Raw genomic sequence first — 15,278 nt, forward strand, 5'->3', positions numbered from 1 at the left:
ATGAAACCGTGGAGGGGTCACATGGGCAACAAGTTCCTCGAGGGAAACTTCGCTCCGGTCAGCCGGGAGCACACGATCACCGATCTCGACGTCACCGGGCACATCCCCGACTTCCTCGACGGCCGCTACCTGCGCAACGGCCCCAACCCGCTGTCCGAGGTCGACCCGGCGGCCTACCACTGGTTCATGGGCGACGGCATGGTCCACGGCGTCCGCCTGCGCGACGGCAAGGCCGAGTGGTACCGCAACCGCTGGGTCCGCAACCCGGCCGTCGCGGCGGCGCTGAACGGCGAGGACGCGAGCCGGTTCTGCGGGCTGGACGCGCTCGGCGCCAACACCAACGTCATCGGCCACGCCGGCAAGACCCTCGCCCTGGTCGAGGCGGGCGCGCCGATCTACGAGCTGACCGACGAGCTCGGCACCGTCGGCCGCTGCGACTTCGACGGCACCCTGCCCGGCGGCTACACCGCCCACCCCAAGCGCGACCCGCGCACCGGCGAACTGCACGCCGTCTCGTACTTCTTCGGCATGGGGAACAAGGTCCAGTACTCGGTGATCGACGTCGAAGGCCGCGCCCGCCGCACGGTCGACGTCGAGGTCACCGGGTCGCCGATGATGCACGACTTCTCGCTGACCGAGAACCACGTCGTGTTCTACGACCTGCCGGTCACCTTCGACGCCGAGATGGCGGTCGCGGCCAGCGTGCCGAACGCGCTGCGGACGCCGGCGAAGCTGGTCGTGTCGGCCATGGTCGGCAAGGTCCGCGTGCCGGACCCGGTGACCGCGATGATGGCCCGCAAGATCGGCGCGAACGGCGGCCTGCCCTACCGCTGGAACCCGAAGTACCCGGCCCGGATCGGCGTCATGCCGCGTGAGGGCGGCAACGGCGACGTCCGCTGGTTCGAGGTCGAGCCGTGCTACGTCTTCCACCCGCTCAACGCCTACGACGACGGCGACAGCATCGTGCTCGACGTCGTCCGCCACCCGAAGATGTTCGACACCGAGCTGCACGGCCCCGGCGAAGGCGGCCCGACGCTGGACCGCTGGACCGTCGACCTGGCCGCGGGCAAGGTCCTGGAGGAGCGGCTCGACGACCGCGGCCAGGAGTTCCCGCGCGTCGACGAGCGCCTGGTCGGCCGCCGCCACCGCTACGGCTACGCGATGTCGGCCGACGGCGGCGCGGAGCCCGGCGGCTCGCTGTACAAGCACGACTTCCAGACGGGTGCCCGTGCCGAGCGCGCGTTCGGCGCGGGACGGCAGCCCGGCGAATTCGTGTTCGTCCCCTGCCACGAAGACGCGGCGGAGGACGACGGGGTTCTGCTGGGCTTCGTGTTCGACCCGGCGACCCGGCGCAGCGACCTGACCGTCCTGGACGCGGGCACGCTGGAGACGGTGGCGGCGGTCCACCTGCCCGACCGCGTGCCGAACGGCTTCCACGGCAACTGGGTCGCCTCCGCCTCGTGAGTGGTAAGGCGAGTTCTAACTCGCCTTACCACTCACGAGCACCGGCGGCGAGCTAGGTCAGGATGCGGTGGTCGCCGGTGTAGAGGTTCATCGAGTCGCCGCGCAGGAAGCCGACCAGCGTCATGCCGTTCTCCTCGGCCAGCTCCACCGCCAGCGACGACGGCGCGGACACCGCGGCCAGCAGCCCGATCCCGGCCATCGCGGCCTTCTGCACCAGCTCGAACGAGGCGCGCCCGGACACCAGCAGGCCGTACCCGGGCGCCGGCACCCGGCCCTCGAGGACCGCCCAGCCGAGGACCTTGTCGACCGCGTTGTGCCGGCCGACGTCCTCCCGGACGGTGGCGAGCGAACCGTCCGGGGTGAACAGGGCCGCCGCGTGGAGGCCGCCCGTGCTGGCGAACACCTTCTGCCGGGCGCGCAGGGCGTCCGGCAACCCGGCCAGCGTCTCGCTCTTCACCGAGAACGCCGCCGTAGCGGGGGAGAAGCGGGTGCGGAGCTTGACCGCGTCGAGCGCGGCCTTGCCGCAGACACCACACGAAGAGGTGGTGTAGAAGTTGCGCTCGACGCCGGTGTCCGGCGGCGGCACGCCGTCGGCCAGCGCGATGTCCAGCACGTTGTAGGTGTTGCGGCCCTGGTCGTCGACGCCGTCGCAGTAGCGGGCGACGGCGATGTCCTCGCGGCCGCCGATCACGCCTTCGGACAGCAGGAAGCCGTGGGCCAGCTCGACGTCGTGCCCGGGCGTGCGCATGGTGACCGCCAGCGCCCGGCCGCCGACCCGCAGCTCCAGGGGCTCTTCGGCCGCCAGCGCGTCGGGGCGGCGCCGGTCCCCGGTCGCGGAGATCCGCCGCACCGGCCTGCGCACGATCACCCTGCCCATCGGCACACCTTTCCCTGCCCGGAAGTTTGACACTCGTATGGTGCAACACCGGTGATTTAGTAATACATTCCCACCATCATCCCCAGATTACGGAGGGAACCGATGGCTCTCGGCTTCCTGGACCGATCCCGGATCGTGGCACCTCCCGGCTGGACGCGCTGGCTGGTGCCGCCGGCGGCCCTGTCGGTGCACCTGTCGATCGGGCAGGCCTACGCGTGGAGCGTCTTCAAGACCCCGCTCGAGAAGACGATGCACCTCAACGGCACGCAGAGCTCGCTGCCGTTCCAGCTCGGCATCGTCATGCTCGGCCTGTCGGCCGCGTTCGGCGGCACCCTCGTCGAGCGCAACGGCCCGCGCTGGGCGATGTTCGTGTCGATGTGCTGCTTCGCCAGCGGATTCCTCGTTTCCGCGCTCGGCGTGGCGACCGGGCAGTTCTGGCTCGTCGTGGTCGGCTACGGCGGCATCGGCGGGGTCGGGCTCGGGATCGGCTACATCTCGCCGGTGTCGACGCTGATCAAGTGGTTCCCGGACCGGCCGGGCATGGCCACCGGGATCGCGATCATGGGCTTCGGCGGCGGCGCGCTGATCGCTTCGCCGTGGTCGTCCTCGATGCTGGGCACCGCGCCGACGACGGGCACCATCGCGACGGCGTTCCTCATCCACGGGATCGTCTACGCGGTGTTCATGTCGATGGGCTGGCTGCTCGTGCGGGTGCCGGCCGACGACTGGAAGCCGGCGGGCTGGGAGCCGAAGACCGACCACGGCCGGGCGATGATCAGCACGGCTAATGTCTCGGCGGCCAACGCGATCAAGACGCCGCAGTTCTGGTGCCTGTGGGTGGTCCTGTGCTTCAACGTGACCGCGGGCATCGGGATCCTGGAGAAGGCGTCCCCGATGATCGTCGACTTCTTCAAGAACACCTCGACGCCGGTCGGCACGGCCGCGGCGGCCGGGTTCGTCGCCCTGCTGTCGCTGTGCAACATGCTCGGCCGGTTCGTCTGGTCGTCCACTTCGGACCTGGTCGGCCGCAAGAACATCTACCGCACCTACCTCGGCATCGGCGCGCTGCTGTACCTGGTGATCGCGCTGACGCAGAACTCGTCGAAGCTCGTGTTCATCCTGTGCGCCATGGTGATCCTGTCGTTCTACGGCGGCGGGTTCGCGACCGTCCCGGCGTACCTGAAGGACCTGTTCGGCACCTACCAGGTGGGCGCGATCCACGGCCGGCTGCTCACCGCGTGGTCGGTGGCGGGGGTGCTCGGCCCGCTGATCGTCAACCGCATCGCCGACAGCGAGAAGGCGGCGGGCAAGTCCGGCCCCGACCTGTACACGACGTCGTTCTACATCATGATCGGCCTGCTCGTGGCCGGCTTCGTGGCCAACGAGCTGGTGCGCCCGGTCAAGGAGAAGTTCCACGAGCCGGCCCCCGAGGCCGTCGGGAGTGAGGCGTGATGAGCGAGCCGACGACGACGAAGCCCAGCCGGGTGCCGCTGATCGTGCTGGCCTGGGCGTGGGTGGTGATCCCCTTCGGCTACGGCGTCTACCAGCTGTTCCTGAAGCTCGTGCAGCTGTTCGGATGAGCCGGGGAGTCCTGGTCACCGGCGCGTCCCGCGGCATCGGGCGCGCCGTGGCCACGGCCTTCGCGGCGCGCGGCGACCGGGTGGCCGTCCACTATGGACACCGGGTCGCCGACGCCGAGGAGACGCTGAAGGCGCTTCCCGGCGAAGGGCACCTGCTGATCAGCGGCGACCTCGCCGATCCCGAGGCCGCGCGGCGCATCGCCGACGCGGCCGAGGCCGGGCTCGGCGGGGTCGACGTCCTGGTCAACAACGCCGCCGTCGCGACGTCGCCGGACACCGCGCACCCGGTCGCCGCGGTGTCCTATGCGGACTGGCAGCGGATCTGGCGGCGCACCCTCGACGTCAATCTCGTGGGCGCGGCGAACCTCAGCTACTGCGTGGCGCGGCACCTGATCGGGCGCGGCGCGCCGGGCCGGATCGTCAACATCGGGTCGCGCGGAGCCTTCAAGGGCGAGCCGGACCACCCGGCCTACGGCGCCAGCAAGGCCGCGCTGCACGCCTTCGGCCAGTCGCTCGCCGTCTCCCTCGCGCCGCACGGGATCTCCGTCACGTCGGTGGCGCCCGGCTTCACCGCGACCGAGCGCGTGGCGGACCGGATCGACGACGCCCTGCGCGCGCAGAGCCCGTTCGGCCGGGTCGGCACGCCCGGCGAGGTCGCAGCGGCCGTGGTGTACCTGGCTTCCGCCGACGCGACCTGGGCCTCCGGCGCGATCCTCGACCTCAACGGAGCGTCGCACCTGCGGATGTGACACCGGTCACCCGTGCAGCGGAGCCCGGTGCCCGTGCGTCGAGGGGGCGTGCATGTTCTGGGGAAGATCGCCGTCGCCGGGCTGGCCCTGGTCGTCCTCGGCGGCACGGCGTACGGCTACGCGAACCTCCAGGCCCTCGACGAGGTGACGCGGGACAGCGTCATCGACGCCGACGGCGGGACCCGGCCGGGTGAACAGCCGGCCGACGGTTCGCTCGACATCCTGCTGGTCGGCCGGGACTCCCGCGCCGACCAGCAGGGCAAGCCGCTGCCCCCGGACGTCCTGCGCGAGCTGCGGGTCGGGCCCAACGGCGACGACCTCACCGACACCCTGATCGTGCTGCGCATCCCGAACGGCACCAAGGAGGTCAAGGCGTTCTCCATCCCGCGGGACAGCTACGTGTCGATGCCGGGCGGCGGCAAGGACAAGATCAACGCCGCGTTCGGGCGCGGGAAGGCCGCGGAGGCGCGGCGGCTGCGCAACGCGGGCGAGACCGACAAGGCCAAGATCGAGCAGGGCGCCCTGACCGCCGGGCGGCGTGCGACGCGGCAGGCCGTCGAGGACCTCACCGGGGTGAAGATCGACCACTTCGCCGAGGTCAACCTGCTCAGCTTCTACGAGATCAGCAAGGCCGTCGGCGGCGTCGACGTCTGCCTCAAGGAAGCCACCAAGGACAAGAACTCGGGTGCCGACTTCCCGGCCGGGGAGCAGCGCATTGCCGGCGCCGACGCGCTCGCCTTCGTCCGGCAGCGCGACGGCCTCCCGGGCACCGACCTCGCCCGCGTCCGGCGGCAGCAGGTGTTCCTCGCCGGGCTGGCCCGGCAGGTGCTGTCGGCGGGCACGCTGGCCGACCCCGGCAAGCTCTCGGACCTGATCGACGCCGTGAAGCGCTCGGTGGTGCTGGACGCCTCGTGGAACCTCCTCGACTTCGTCGCCCAGATGCGCGGGGTCAGCGGCGGCGGGATCCAGTTCGCGACGATCCCGGTCGGGAACGTCGACTACCGCTACAGCAAGAGTGATCCGCGCTTGACGGCGGTGCAGGTCGACCCGGCCGCGGTCAAGGCCTTCGCGGCGAGCCTGATCGGGACCCCGCCGCCGGTGCCGTCGGGCCGGCCGGGTGCCCCGGTCACCGTCGACGTGGCCAACGCGGGCCCGAAGGAGGGGCTCGCGGCCCGCGTCGCGGGCGTTCTCAAGGACAAGGGGTTCACCCCGGGCACCACCGGCAACACCGCCGCTCGGCGGACGTCGGTGGTCCGGTTCGGGCCCGGCCTCGCCGAGCGCGGCGCCGAAGTGGCGCAGCTGCTGGGTGGGCTGGCGACGCAGGAGTCCGCGGCGGTCCCGGCCGGGCACGTCGAGGTCGTCCTCGGGACGGTCTACTCCGGTCCCGGCGCGACCGGGGGCGGCGGCGCACCCGGCGGGGACGAGACGATCACCTCGAGCGGGGTCGTCTGCGTTTATTGATCGACACCGGGCAACCGGATTTCGACGGATTCTCTGAAATATTCCCGGAATTGCCCCCGGCCACCCGGTACCGGACCACGGCGGACCACCCGGGTCACTGGTCTTGACGCTGCCGCACTGGTGAGGCAGGGTGCGGTGACCGTCGGCGGGCAGGACCACGTGACGGCCCGAAAAGTTCACCCGATCGGTGAGCGAGTCGGAAAGTCAATTTCAGGGAATACGGAAAGTCCGGGATTTATGCGCACCAGCTTCGCCCGCGGCCGATGGATCTTGCCGGTCCTCGCCGTGCTTTGTGCCGGATGTCAGTCGGCGTCCGCTTCGGTCCACTACCCCGGCGCGATCGACGCCTGCCGGCTCCCCGGCGGCAACCTGCAGGCGCAGCTCGCGCCCGGGACCGTCGAAATCCCGGCCGGCTCGGTGAAGACCGCCGAAGCCAAGGTCGTCCCGGAGGACCAGCCCGGCGACGGCACCGAGGCCACCGGCTGCAAGCGCCTGTTCGCCCGTGACCTCGGCGGCGGGAAGGCCGACCTGCAGGACTACCGGCTCGTCACGATCGCCGTGGTCCGGTTCACCGATGCCGACCCCGACCAGGGCGCCACGAAGGCGAGCCAGCTGATGACCGACGCGCTCGGCGACCACTCCGGCGTCCGGCTCGTCACCGGGGTCGGGGACGAGGCCGGGATCGCCGAGCAGTGGGCCGCCGTGCGCACCGGGAACGTCGTGCTGGGGCTGGCCATCGCCGACGGCGGCACCGAGGCCGCGCTGATCACGCCCGCGTCGCTGGACAACGTCCAGGCCTCGATGACCGACATGACCGGCACCCTGCAGCGGAACTTCCAGGGCTGAGTGTCAGGGCCGGGGCTCGAGCCGCACCACGATCGCCTTCGACACCGGCGTGTTCGACTTGTCCGCGACCGAGTCCAGCGGCACCAGCGCGTTCGCCTCCGGGAAGTACGCCGCCGCGCAGCCGCGGGCGGTCGGGTAGGCCACGATCCGGAACGCGGGCGCGCGCCGGTCGCCGTCGCGCCACTCGGAGACCAGGTCGACCACCGCGCCGTCCGCGAGGCCGAGCGCGGTCAGGTCGTCCGGGTGCACCAGCACGACCCGGCGGGCGTTCTCGATGCCGCGGTAGCGGTCCGACAGGCCGTAGATCGTGGTGTTGTACTGGTCGTGGCTGCGCAGGGTCTGCAGCAGCAGCCGGCCCGCGGGCGCCTGCGGGTACTCCAGCCCGGACACGGTGAAGTTGCCCTTGCCGTTCGCGGTGCCGGTGAACTCGCGGGAGTCGCGCGGGGCGTGCGGCAGCACGAAGCCGTCCGGCTCGCGGACGCGGCGGTTGTAGTCCTGGCAGCCCGGCACGACCCGCGAGATCCGGTCCCGGATCAGGTCGTAGTCGGCCTCGAAGGTGCGCCACGGGACGGCGTGGCCCGCGCCGAACAGCTTTTCGGCCAGCCGGCACAGGATCGCGACCTCGGACAGCAGGTGCTCGCTCGCCGGCTTCAGGCGCCCGCGCGAGGTGTGCACCTGCGACATCGAGTCCTCGACGGTGACGAACTGCTCGCCGCCGGCCTGGACGTCCCGCTCGGTGCGGCCGAGCGTGGGCAGGATCACCGCCGTGGTGCCGTGCACGACGTGCGACCGGTTCAGCTTCGTGGACACGTGCACGGTCAGCGAGCACGAGCTCAGCGCCCGCTCGGTCAGCTCCGAGTCCGGCGTGGCCGACGCGAAGTTGCCGCCGACGGCGAAGAACACCTTGCCGCGGCCGTCGCGCATCGCCCGGATCGCGTCGACGGTGTCGAAGCCGTGCTCGCGGGGGACCTCGATGCCGAACTCGGCGGCGAGGGCGTCGAGGAACGACTGCGGCATCTTCTCCCAGATGCCCATGGTCCGGTCGCCTTGGACGTTCGAGTGCCCGCGCACCGGGCACAGCCCGGCGCCGGGTTTGCCGATCATGCCGCGCATCAGGGCCAGGTTGGCGATCTCGGAGATCGTCGGGACGGCGTGCTTGTGCTGGGTGAGCCCCATCGCCCAGCAGTAGATCGTGCGCTCGGACGACGCGATCATCCGCGCGACGCGCTCGATCTGCGCACGCGGCAGGCCGGTCGCCCGCTCGATCGCCGTCCAGTCGATCTCCCGCAGGTGCTTGGCGTAGTCGTCGAAGCCGTCGGTGACCCGGTCGACGAACTCGCGGTCGACGATCGTGCCCGGCGCTTCGGCGTCCCAGGCCAGCAGCAGGTGCCCGACGGCCTGGAACAGCGCCAGGTCGCCGCCGAGGCGGATCTGGGCGAACTCGTCGGCCAGCGGCGTGCCCTGCCCGACGACCCCGCGGACGTTCTGCGGGTTCTTGAACCGCATCAGCCCGGCCTCGGGCAGCGGGTTGACGGCGATGATCTTGGCGCCGTTGCCCTTGGCCTCCTCGAGCGCCGAGAGCATCCGCGGGTGGTTGGTGCCCGGGTTCTGCCCGACGACGACGATGAGGTCGGCCTTGTGGATGTCGGCCAGGCTCACCGAGCCCTTGCCGACGCCGGTGGTGGCCGACAGCGCCGCGCCCGAGGACTCGTGGCACATGTTGCTGCAGTCCGGAAGGTTGTTGGTACCGAAGGAACGCACCAGGAGCTGGTAGAGGAACGCAGCCTCGTTGCTGGTGCGGCCGGAGGTGTAGAAGATCGCTTCGTCCGGGTCGGTCAGCGCCTTGAGCTCGCCCGCGACCAGCTCGAACGCGTCGTCCCAGGAGATCGGCTCGTAGTGCGTGGCGCCTTCGCGCAGCACGAACGGCTCGGTGATCCGGCCCTGCTGGCCCAGCCAGTAGTCGGTCTTGGTCGTCAGCTCCCGGAGCGGGTGCTTCGCGAAGAACTCGCGGTCCACCCGCCGTTTCGTGGCTTCTTCGGCGACGGCCTTGGCGCCGTTTTCGCAGAACTCGGCCAGTTTGCGCTTCTCGCCGTCGACCTCGCGGGGTTCCGGCCACGCGCAGCCCGGGCAGTCGAAGCCCTCGCGCTGGTTCAGCAGCCGCAGGGCCTTGATGGTCCGCCCGGTGCCCATCTGCTCGACGCTGCGCGCGAGCGACACGGCCACCCCGGGTATCCCGGCCGCCCAGCCCTTCGGCTTGCCCACTTCGAGGCGGGTCTCGTCCACGTCCTGCGCCGGCGCTTCACGGGTCATGGGTTCATCGTGCGCCTCGATGATCGCCGGGCGCCACGAGGGTCACGCCTTTCCGGCGCGCAGCCCCCGGTCGGCGACGGTGACGAGCAGCAACAGCGCGCTGATGACGACGAGCGCGACGGCCAGCCGGTGCAGGCCCGCGGAGTCCGCGTGCGGGCCGTAGCAGAGGGCGATGAGCGTCGAGGCCACGATCGCGCCGAGGTACTGGGCGGTGCGGAACAGGCCGCTGGCCGTGCCCATCTGCTCGGCGGGCGCTTCGCGGTAGAGCGTCGTCTGGTTCGCGACGCTGGTCAGGCCCTGGGCCAGGCCGAACAACGCGGCCAGCGCGAGCAGCGCGCCGGCCCAGGTGCCGTCGTGGACGAGCAGCAGCAGGGCCGAGCCGCCGGCCAGCGCCACCGCCACGGTGACCAGCCGTGCCCTGATCCCGGACGCGCGCCCGGAGAAGGCCGCGGCGCAGACGGCCGTGCCCGACATCGGCAGCAGCATCAGCCCGGCGGCTTCCTCCGACAGCTGCCGCGCGGTCTCCAGCCACTGGACGTAGCCGAACATGATCGCGTAGATGGCCATGAAGCTGAGCGCCTGCCGCAGGTACGTCCGCAGGATCGCGCGGTTGGCCGCGAGCATCCGCAGGTCGAGGAAGGGCGCGTCACGCCGCAGTTCGACGAGGGTGAAGGCGGTCCCGAAGGCGGCGGCGACGGCGAGCAGCCAGACCTCGGTGCCCGGGTCCATCAGGAAGAACAGGAGCGCGAGCAGGGTCGCGGAGAACAGCGCGATGCCGAGCACGTCGATCCGGGTGGCGGTGCGTTCGCCGCGCTCGTCCTTCGGCACCCACAGCAGCGCCAGCACCAGCGACAGCCCGGCGAGCGGGATGTTCACCGCGAAGATGGCCGGCCAGCCGAACAGGCCGATCAGCACCCCGCCCAGCGTCGGGCCGATCACCATCACCGTCTGCGCGGACATCGACAGCACCGACAGCACGCGGGCGGGCACGCCCTGGCCGTGGGCTTCGGCGTGGTGGCGCAGCACGGCCATCGCGGCCGGGAACCCGGCGCACGTGCCCAGGCCCAGCACGACCCGCACCCCGGTCAGCCAGCCGACGGACACCGGGATCAGGCCCGCGACCCCGGCGGCGATCACCAGGCTCGCTCCGCCGAGCAGGACACGGCGGGCGCCGTAGCGGTCCACCAGCAGCCCCACCACCGGCTGCCCGACCGCGGTGGCCAGGTAGAGCGCGGAGATGAGCCAGGCGGTCTGGCCGGGGCCGGCGCCGAAGCTCCGCCCGATCGGGACGAGCGCGACGGCGATGAGCGTGGAGTTGATCGGGTTGAGCACCGCGCCGGCCACCAGCGGGGTGACCAGGCGGGCGCCGAACTTGGCGGGGGCGGTGACGGTGCTCGTACGCACTCCTTCAGTGCTCGGCAACACGCTGCAGCAACGGCAGCGCGCGGGTGACGGTGTCGAGTTCGGCGGGGGACAGCTCGTCCAGCAGGGCGCGGGCCAGCCACTCGTCGCGGTTCTGCTGGATTCCGCGCACGGTGTCGCGGCCGGCGCCGGACAGGCTGATCACCACGCGCCGCCGGTCGGCCGGATCGGGCGTGCGGGCGAGGTAGCCGAGCTCGTCGAGGACGCCGAGGGTGGCGGCCATCGACTGCTGCCGCACGTGCTCGGCCGCGGCGAGCTCGCCCTGGGTGGCCGGGCCTTCGCGGTGCAGCCGGTGGAGCACGGCGGACTGCGACGGCGTCAGGATCCCGGCGTTGTCGACGTGGCGCAGCCGGCGGTGCAGCTGCCCGACGACCCCGCGGATCCAGCCCGCGCTCTCGGCCACGTGCGGAGGTACTTCGCCCATACACACAGTTTAGCTGTGCAGTCCAGGCTGTGCATCCTGGCGCTACGCGGGGCAGCCGTCGAGGGTCGGGACCGGGTACTTCGGGTCGTAGTAGCCGGGCGCGTCGTGCTCGCCGGTCTGCGGCGCGGCGGACCGCGGGTTCGCGTAACCCGGTGCCAGGTAGCCCTCGTTCGCCGCCGCGCAGCCCACCGACGAGTACGCGCCGGTCGTGGAGTCGAGCCACAGGCCGTGGCTGCTCTTCGTGAACGACGAGCCGCTCCGGAGCACGTACGTCTCGTCGAGGCGCTGGAACGTGACGATCTCCGCGGGGCTCATGAGCTCCTTGGGGTGGGGGTGGTCGAAGGCGTAGGCGACCGCGTACTTCGCCTCGACGACCAGCTCACCGGGCTTGGCGCCGGCGCGCGCGGTGAGCGTGCCGAAGGTGCGGGGGCCGGCGTCGAGCAGGTGGTAGCCGTCGGCGATCTCGGTGAGATACGCGGCGAAGCCGCCCTGGTGCTTGACCGGCTTCTTGGCCAGCTCCGGGACGATCTGGTCGCGGTCGTCGGGGGCGAACAACGCCGCATACGCCTTGCCGTCGTGGCCGGTCAGCACCGCCGGGTCGAGGTGGGCGGTGCTGATGGCCTGCCGGACCTTCGCGTAGGCGTCGGCGACCGCGCCGGCCTTGAAGGCGCCGACGGCGGCCGCGGCGGGGGACGTGATGCCGTCGAGGCCCTTCGGCCAGGTGTCGGCGGGGGTGTGCGCGTACGGGCGGGCCAGGTCGACCGCGGCGACGTCCGGCACCGACGTCGGGTCCGGCGGCGCGGCGTCGCGGGCGGGGCGGCGGCCGATCAGCACGATCGCCGCCGTCGTCACGGCCAGGATCAGCACGAACACGGCGAAGACCCACCACCGGCGGCGCGGGCCGCGCGCGGCGCGTTTCTGCTGCTTGCGGAACTGCTTGCGGTCCTTCTTCGCGCCCAGCCAGGCGTCGGTCTGCGCGTGCTTGCGCCAGTCCGGGTCCATCAGGTCCGGGTGCGAGTCGAGCGGGTTGTCCTCGTCCACGTGCGTCCCCCCAAGGTCGACGACTGATCATCGGCGACGGGGGACGGGCGTTACCCGAAGTACGCGATTTCGTTGACGCCGGCGCCCTGGAGCTGGTGCAGGATGACCGCCGCCGCGACCAGGGCGACCACGACCAGCAGGGCGAGCACGCCCGGCCAGCGGCTGGTCCCCGGCTGCTGGAAGCCGCCCGCGCGGCGCTCGTGCTTGCGGCGCTTCTTGAGGTCCTTCTTCGCGCCCAGCCAGGCGTCCCGTGCGGCGTACTTCTGCCAGTCCGGGTTCATCAGGTCCGGGTGCGTCTCGAGGCGCCGGTCGTCCGGATCCTGCGGCTGCTGAGGCTGTGACATCCCGAGTGCCTTCCCCCTGGGTGACCCGCCGTGACGGGTTCGTAGACTTGTCCATTGTGACCGAGAACGCTCCGCAGCAGACCACCGACCTTCCGGGTGCCTGGGACCCGGCCGCCGAGGAAGCACCGATGTACGACCGCTGGGTAGCGGCCGGGTACTTCACGGCCGACGCCTCGTCGGGGAAGCCGCCGTTCTCGATCGTACTGCCGCCACCGAACGTCACCGGTTCGCTGCACATGGGGCACGCCCTCAACCACACCCTGATGGACGCGATGAGCCGCCGCCGTCGCATGCAGGGCTACGAGGTGCTGTGGCTACCGGGCATGGACCACGCGGGCATCGCGACGCAGAACGTCGTCGAGCGGCAGCTGGCCGGCGAGGGCCTTTCGCGCCACGACCTGGGCCGGGAGAAGTTCGTCGAGCGGGTCTGGGAGTGGAAGGCCGAGTACGGCGGCAAGATCCTCGGCCAGATGAAGCGCCTCGGCGACGGCGTCGACTGGTCGCGCGAGCGGTTCACCATGGACGAGAACCTCTCGAAGGCCGTCCAGACGGTGTTCAAGAACTTCTACGACGAGGGCCTGATCTACCGGGCCGAGCGGATCATCAACTGGTGCCCGCGCTGCCAGACGGCGCTCTCGGACATCGAGGTCGACCACAACGACGACGACGGCGAACTCGTGTCGATCCGCTACGGCGACGGTGACGGCGCCATCGTCGTGGCGACCACCCGCGCGGAGACGATGCTGGGTGACACCGCGGTCGCCGTCCACCCGGACGACGAGCGGTACGCGCACCTGGTCGGCACCGAGGTCGAGCTGCCGCTGACCGGCCGCCGCATCCCGATCGTGGCCGACAAGCACGTCGACCCGGAGTTCGGCACGGGTGCGGTGAAGGTCACCCCGGCGCACGACCCGAACGACTTCGAGATCGGCCGCCGCCACGACCTGCCGATGCTGACGATCATGAACGAGCGCGCGGAGATCACCGCGCCGGGGCCGTTCGAGGGCCTCGACCGCTTCGAGGCGCGCCCGGCGGTCGTCGCCGCGCTGCGCGAGGCCGGCCGGATCGTCGCCGAGAAGCGGCCGTACGTGCACGCGGTGGGGCACTGCTCGCGGTGTGACACGGTGGTGGAGCCGCGGCTGTCGCTGCAGTGGTGGGTGAAGGTCGAGGAGCTGGCCCGCCTCGCGGGCGACGCGGTCCGCGACGGCCGCACGAAGATCCACCCGCCGGAGCTGGGCAAGCGGTACTTCGACTGGGTCGACAACATGCACGACTGGACGATCTCGCGCCAGCTGTGGTGGGGCCACCGCATCCCGGTGTACTACGGCCCGGACGGCGAAGTGGTGTGCGTCGGCCCGGACGAGCAGCCGCCGTCGGGCGAGGGCTGGACGCAGGACCCGGACGTGCTGGACACGTGGTTCTCCTCGGGCCTGTGGCCGATGTCGACGCTGGGCTGGCCGTCGTCGTCGGCGGATCTGGCGAAGTTCTATCCGACGAGCGTCCTGTCGACCGGCTACGACATCCTGTTCTTCTGGGTGGTCCGGATGATGATGTTCGGCGTGCACCAGATGGACGGCAAGCAGCCGTTCGACCACGTGTACCTGCACGGCCTGATCCGCGACGCGCAGGGCAAGAAGATGTCGAAGTCGCGCGGCAACGTGATCGACCCGCTGGAGTGGATGGACGCGTACGGCGCGGACGCCACCCGGTTCACCCTGGCCCGCGGCGCCAACCCGGGCGCGGACATGGCACTGGCCGACGAGTGGGCGGCGGGGTCCCGCAACTTCTGCACGAAGCTGTGGAACGCGACGAAGTTCGCGATGATGAACGGGGCTTCGGTCGCTTCCGCTCTTCCGCCTGCTGCCGACCTGACCGAGGCGGACCGCTGGATCTTGGGACGGCTCGGCGCGCTGGTGTCCGAAGTGGACGGCCTGTTCGAGGACTTCCAGTTCGCGAAGGTGGCGGGCGCGCTCTACCAGTTCACCTGGAACGAGCTGTGCGACTGGTACCTGGAGCTGGCGAAGGTCCAGCTGTACCAGGGAGACTCCTCGCGGGTGGCGGCTACGCGCTCGGTGCTGGGCCACGTGCTGGACACGGTGCTGAGGTTGCTGCACCCGTTCATCCCGTTCATCACCGAGAAGCTGTGGACGGCGTTGACCGGCGGCGAGTCCTTGGTCGTCGCGGCTTGGCCGGTGCCGTTCGAGGGGTACGCGGATCCCGTCGCCGACGCCCGGATCGCGGACGTCCAGAAGCTGGTGACGGAGATCCGCCGCTTCCGCGCGGACCAGGGGCTGAAGCCGGGCCAGAAGGTGGCGGCGCGCTTGGCGGGTTACGCGGGCGGCCACGAGGAGGCGATCCGGTCCCTGGTCCGGTTGACGCCGGCGTCCGACGACTTCGCGGCGAGCGCCTCGCTGGAGGTGGCCCTGGCGGACGGCGTGGTGACGCTGGAGCTGGACCTGTCGGGAACGGTCGACGTGGCGGCCGAGCGCAAGCGCCTCCAGAAGGACCTCGCGGCGGCGGAGAAGGAGCTGTCGCAGACGGAGGCCAAGCTGGGCAACGAGGCATTCATCGCGAAGGCCCCGGAGCAGGTCGTGGCCAAGATCAAGACCCGCAAGGAAACGGCGGCGGCGGACATCGACCGCATCACGGCCCGCTTGGCGACTCTTCCGGCTTCCTGAGTTGTGGACGAAGCCCGGTGCTCTCTCGCGGGAGTGCCGGGCTTTGTCGTACCCCTCGGGTAGCGTGGAAAACGGGGGCTGC

At 71.3% G+C, this 15,278-nt stretch carries 13 protein-coding genes; 7 read left to right on the forward strand and 6 right to left on the reverse strand.

The window, feature by feature from the left end:
* The first annotated feature begins 21 nt into the window (after nt 1-21).
* A complete protein-coding gene (locus tag OO60_RS08740; protein WP_004562784.1) occupies nt 22-1,464 on the forward strand; it encodes a carotenoid oxygenase family protein in 1,443 nt (480 codons plus the stop codon).
* A gap of 52 nt (nt 1,465-1,516) precedes the next feature.
* On the opposite strand, the gene fdhD is transcribed toward OO60_RS08740, so the two are convergent.
* Nucleotides 1,517-2,341 carry a formate dehydrogenase accessory sulfurtransferase FdhD gene (gene fdhD, locus OO60_RS08745; RefSeq protein ID WP_004562785.1) on the reverse strand — a complete coding sequence of 275 codons (825 nt, stop codon included), beginning with the start codon at nt 2,339-2,341 and terminating at the stop codon, nt 1,517-1,519.
* Between the two features lie 102 nt (nt 2,342-2,443).
* Here fdhD and OO60_RS08750 point away from each other — a divergent pair, with 102 nt between their 5' ends.
* The 5 genes from OO60_RS08750 (at nt 2,444) to OO60_RS08765 (ending at nt 6,977) form a co-directional block, all read left to right on the forward strand.
* Nucleotides 2,444-3,793 carry an L-lactate MFS transporter gene (locus OO60_RS08750; protein ID WP_004562786.1) on the forward strand — a complete coding sequence of 450 codons (1,350 nt, stop codon included), beginning with the start codon at nt 2,444-2,446 and terminating at the stop codon, nt 3,791-3,793.
* Nucleotides 3,793-3,921 (forward strand): MFS transporter small subunit, encoded by a 129-nt coding sequence (locus OO60_RS48170; protein ID WP_004562787.1) that lies wholly within the window; start codon nt 3,793-3,795, stop codon nt 3,919-3,921. The genes OO60_RS08750 and OO60_RS48170 overlap by 1 nt, the downstream gene beginning before the upstream one ends.
* Nucleotides 3,918-4,670 carry an SDR family NAD(P)-dependent oxidoreductase gene (locus OO60_RS08755; RefSeq protein WP_004562788.1) on the forward strand — a complete coding sequence of 251 codons (753 nt, stop codon included), beginning with the start codon at nt 3,918-3,920 and terminating at the stop codon, nt 4,668-4,670. Before OO60_RS48170 ends, OO60_RS08755 begins: the two co-directional genes overlap by 4 nt.
* Nucleotides 4,671-4,718: 48 nt before the next feature.
* Nucleotides 4,719-6,131, forward strand: a complete 1,413-nt coding sequence (locus tag OO60_RS08760; protein ID WP_004562789.1) for an LCP family protein — start codon at nt 4,719-4,721, stop codon at nt 6,129-6,131.
* A gap of 237 nt (nt 6,132-6,368) precedes the next feature.
* The gene (locus tag OO60_RS08765) at nt 6,369-6,977 is read left to right on the forward strand and encodes a hypothetical protein (RefSeq protein WP_004562790.1); all 609 of its coding nucleotides are present in this window, start codon (nt 6,369-6,371) and stop codon (nt 6,975-6,977) included.
* A gap of 3 nt (nt 6,978-6,980) precedes the next feature.
* Here the strand turns inward: OO60_RS08765 and OO60_RS08770 are convergent, their stop codons facing one another.
* The 5 genes from OO60_RS08770 to OO60_RS08790 all read right to left on the reverse strand — a co-directional run bounded on the left by OO60_RS08770 (nt 6,981) and on the right by OO60_RS08790 (nt 12,518).
* A complete protein-coding gene (locus tag OO60_RS08770; RefSeq protein WP_004562791.1) occupies nt 6,981-9,287 on the reverse strand; it encodes an FdhF/YdeP family oxidoreductase in 2,307 nt (768 codons plus the stop codon).
* A gap of 42 nt (nt 9,288-9,329) precedes the next feature.
* The gene (locus OO60_RS08775) at nt 9,330-10,631 is read right to left on the reverse strand and encodes an MFS transporter (RefSeq protein WP_033261227.1); all 1,302 of its coding nucleotides are present in this window, start codon (nt 10,629-10,631) and stop codon (nt 9,330-9,332) included.
* Between the two features lie 64 nt (nt 10,632-10,695).
* Complete coding sequence (locus OO60_RS08780; protein WP_033261161.1) at nt 10,696-11,133, reverse strand: MarR family winged helix-turn-helix transcriptional regulator; 438 nt, start codon at nt 11,131-11,133, stop codon at nt 10,696-10,698.
* Nucleotides 11,134-11,175: 42 nt separating this feature from the next.
* Complete coding sequence (locus tag OO60_RS08785) at nt 11,176-12,174, reverse strand: hypothetical protein (RefSeq protein WP_004562794.1); 999 nt, start codon at nt 12,172-12,174, stop codon at nt 11,176-11,178.
* A gap of 50 nt (nt 12,175-12,224) precedes the next feature.
* Nucleotides 12,225-12,518: a hypothetical protein gene (locus tag OO60_RS08790; RefSeq protein ID WP_004562795.1), complete on the reverse strand. Its 294-nt coding sequence runs from the start codon at nt 12,516-12,518 to the stop codon at nt 12,225-12,227.
* Between the two features lie 56 nt (nt 12,519-12,574).
* Between OO60_RS08790 and OO60_RS08795 the strand changes: the two genes are divergently transcribed.
* The gene (locus tag OO60_RS08795; protein ID WP_004562796.1) at nt 12,575-15,196 is read left to right on the forward strand and encodes a valine--tRNA ligase; all 2,622 of its coding nucleotides are present in this window, start codon (nt 12,575-12,577) and stop codon (nt 15,194-15,196) included.
* Nucleotides 15,197-15,278 lie beyond the last annotated feature (82 nt).

This window comes from Amycolatopsis vancoresmycina (assembly GCF_000716785.1).
Lineage (GTDB): Bacteria > Actinomycetota > Actinomycetes > Mycobacteriales > Pseudonocardiaceae > Amycolatopsis > Amycolatopsis vancoresmycina.

Bases quoted from the DNA above. Each gene is read 5' to 3' on its own strand.
- OO60_RS48170 (WP_004562787.1), top strand. From the start codon at position 3,793: ATGAGCGAGCCGACGACGACGAAGCCCAGCCGGGTGCCGCTGATCGTG.
- OO60_RS08790 (WP_004562795.1), bottom strand. From the start codon at position 12,518: ATGTCACAGCCTCAGCAGCCGCAGGATCCGGACGACCGGCGCCTCGAG.
- OO60_RS08750 (WP_004562786.1), top strand. From the start codon at position 2,444: ATGGCTCTCGGCTTCCTGGACCGATCCCGGATCGTGGCACCTCCCGGC.
- OO60_RS08780 (WP_033261161.1), bottom strand. From the start codon at position 11,133: ATGGGCGAAGTACCTCCGCACGTGGCCGAGAGCGCGGGCTGGATCCGC.
- OO60_RS08740 (WP_004562784.1), top strand. From the start codon at position 22: ATGGGCAACAAGTTCCTCGAGGGAAACTTCGCTCCGGTCAGCCGGGAG.
- OO60_RS08755 (WP_004562788.1), top strand. From the start codon at position 3,918: ATGAGCCGGGGAGTCCTGGTCACCGGCGCGTCCCGCGGCATCGGGCGC.
- fdhD (WP_004562785.1), bottom strand. From the start codon at position 2,341: ATGGGCAGGGTGATCGTGCGCAGGCCGGTGCGGCGGATCTCCGCGACC.
- OO60_RS08770 (WP_004562791.1), bottom strand. From the start codon at position 9,287: ATGACCCGTGAAGCGCCGGCGCAGGACGTGGACGAGACCCGCCTCGAA.
- OO60_RS08765 (WP_004562790.1), top strand. From the start codon at position 6,369: ATGCGCACCAGCTTCGCCCGCGGCCGATGGATCTTGCCGGTCCTCGCC.